The 1718-nt window shown below is 59.5% G+C and carries 3 protein-coding genes; 1 reads left to right on the forward strand and 2 read right to left on the reverse strand.

Going from position 1 to position 1718, the window contains the following annotated elements; all coding sequences use genetic code 11:
• Positions 1–65: 65 nt before the first annotated feature.
• Positions 66–752 carry a spermidine synthase gene (locus tag ACXRVY_RS27435; RefSeq protein WP_056721332.1) on the reverse strand — a complete coding sequence of 229 codons (687 nt, stop codon included), beginning with the start codon at positions 750–752 and terminating at the stop codon, positions 66–68.
• 95 nt (positions 753–847) lie between these two features.
• Between ACXRVY_RS27435 and ACXRVY_RS27440 the strand changes: the two genes are divergently transcribed.
• A complete protein-coding gene (locus ACXRVY_RS27440) occupies positions 848–1138 on the forward strand; it encodes a hypothetical protein (protein WP_223462005.1) in 291 nt (96 codons plus the stop codon).
• Here ACXRVY_RS27440 and ACXRVY_RS27445 read toward each other — a convergent pair.
• On the reverse strand, positions 1135–1608 hold the full coding sequence (locus ACXRVY_RS27445; protein WP_223462007.1) for a cyclic nucleotide-binding domain-containing protein: 474 nt from the start codon (positions 1606–1608) through the stop codon (positions 1135–1137). The genes ACXRVY_RS27440 and ACXRVY_RS27445 overlap by 4 nt on opposite strands.
• Positions 1609–1718: the final 110 nt, after the last annotated feature.

Here is a 1718-nt window from a genome sequence, read left to right on the forward strand (position 1 = left end):
GGGTGGACGAACTCATGGGTTCACCTTTGTAAAATGACTAATGACGGTATTAAGCGAAGTTTAGCTCAGCCCTTGAGCTTCTCGGCAATCCAGATGGTGTGGCGGGTGCCTTTGTTGCCATGGGCGAAGACCTGCACTTCCTCGGCCTTGAAGCCGGCTTTCTTCAGTTTGTCGGAAAATTGCCGGTCCGCGCTGGCCGACCAGACGGCCAGCACACCTTTTGGTCTCAGGGCCTTGGCGCAGGCACTGAGGCCGCCGGCGGAGTACAGCCAGCTGTTGGCTTTCTGGGTCAGGCCTTCGGGGCCGTTGTCGACATCGAGCATGATGGCATCGAAACCCTGGGGTTCGGCTTGCAGGACTTTGGCCACGTCTTCCATGCGAATCACGGTCCGCGGGTCTTGAAGCGGGTTTCCGGCTTTCTCGCCGAGTGGCCCGCGATTCCATTCCACAACGCCAGGCACCAATTCAGCAACCACCACTTCGGCGGTCTTGCCCAGGTGCTTGAGCGCCGAAGCGAGAGTGAAGCCCATGCCCAGGCCACCGATGAGCACCCGTGAATCCGGTCGACCGGCGACTTTGCGACACGGGATCTCGGCCAGGGCATCTTCGGAGCCGTGCATGCGCGTATTCATCAATTGTCCGCCATCGCCGCCCTGGATCTTGATGACAAAATCCTCGCCGTATTCGAACAGGCACAGGGCACCGCCGTTTTCAGGAATGGGAGTGGTGTCCAGCAGAACGAAACGTTTCATGGGGCTCACTTGAAGAAAATTGGCAGAACACGGGAGGGCAAACAGACGCAGTTGGGAGTAGCCTGTTTATGACGACAAGGTCAACGGAGCCATTGATGAAGCGCACCATTCTAACGGTCATTGCCCTGGCCGCGCTCTCGATAACTGCAGTGCAGGCTCAACAGCTGCAACCGATTCCCGTCAGCCCCGCGCCGATACCCGGTTCGCCCGGCACCGCGACGCCCACGCCGTACCCGCAAATCAGCCCGGCGCCTTTGCCTAAAGTCGGACCCGGCAGTAGCGGCCCGCCGTTGGTGCCGATTGAAATGCCGAGCCCGCCGACCAAGGATCAACCGATACCGGGCCTTGCGCCCAATCCGCCGAAACCCAAGTCGCCGGGTGGCTAGACCTGCTGCGAAAGCAGTTGGCCGTCGGCCATGCGCAGGCGTTTGGACAGGGATACGGCGAGGGCACGGATGATCTTGGCGGCGATTTTCGGTGCATCGTTGAGCATCTTTTCCAGCGAGTCCTTGCCCAGATTGAGCAACTGGCAGTTGCTGGCGGCCACACAACTGGCCGAGCGCCGTTCGCCGTCGAGCACGGCCATTTCGCCGAACGAGCGGCCGCTGCGCAACGTGGCGATGGTGACGCGTTGCCCGTCGGCGGTGGCTTTCTGCACTGCCACTTGACCTGTGTGGATGATGCACATGAAGCTGCCGGCATCACCCTCCTGGAAGATTTCCTCGCCCTGGGCAATGGTGCTGATACTGAAGTAGCCCGAAGCCGCGACGAAGTCCGCCGGCAGCAGTTGATTGAACAGGCCGCAATCCATCAGCCAGTCGCGAATTTCGTTGTTCAGAAAGGTTGATTCAGGCATGTCGTCACGGTCTTTTTTGTGTTTGTTGCTGACTCGAATTTGAATTCACCGAAAATCCCTTGTGGGAGCGAGCTTGCTCGCGATTGCGGCTTCACAGGCAACGGTAATGT

Source organism: Pseudomonas sp. P5_A2_2, assembly GCF_054177685.1.

What these genes read in the sequence shown, in the direction of transcription:
- ACXRVY_RS27435 (WP_056721332.1), bottom strand. Translation starts at nt 752, where the DNA reads ATGAAACGTTTCGTTCTGCTGGACACCACTCCCATTCCTGAAAACGGC.
- ACXRVY_RS27445 (WP_223462007.1), bottom strand. Translation starts at nt 1,608, where the DNA reads ATGCCTGAATCAACCTTTCTGAACAACGAAATTCGCGACTGGCTGATG.
- ACXRVY_RS27440 (WP_223462005.1), top strand. Translation starts at nt 848, where the DNA reads ATGAAGCGCACCATTCTAACGGTCATTGCCCTGGCCGCGCTCTCGATA.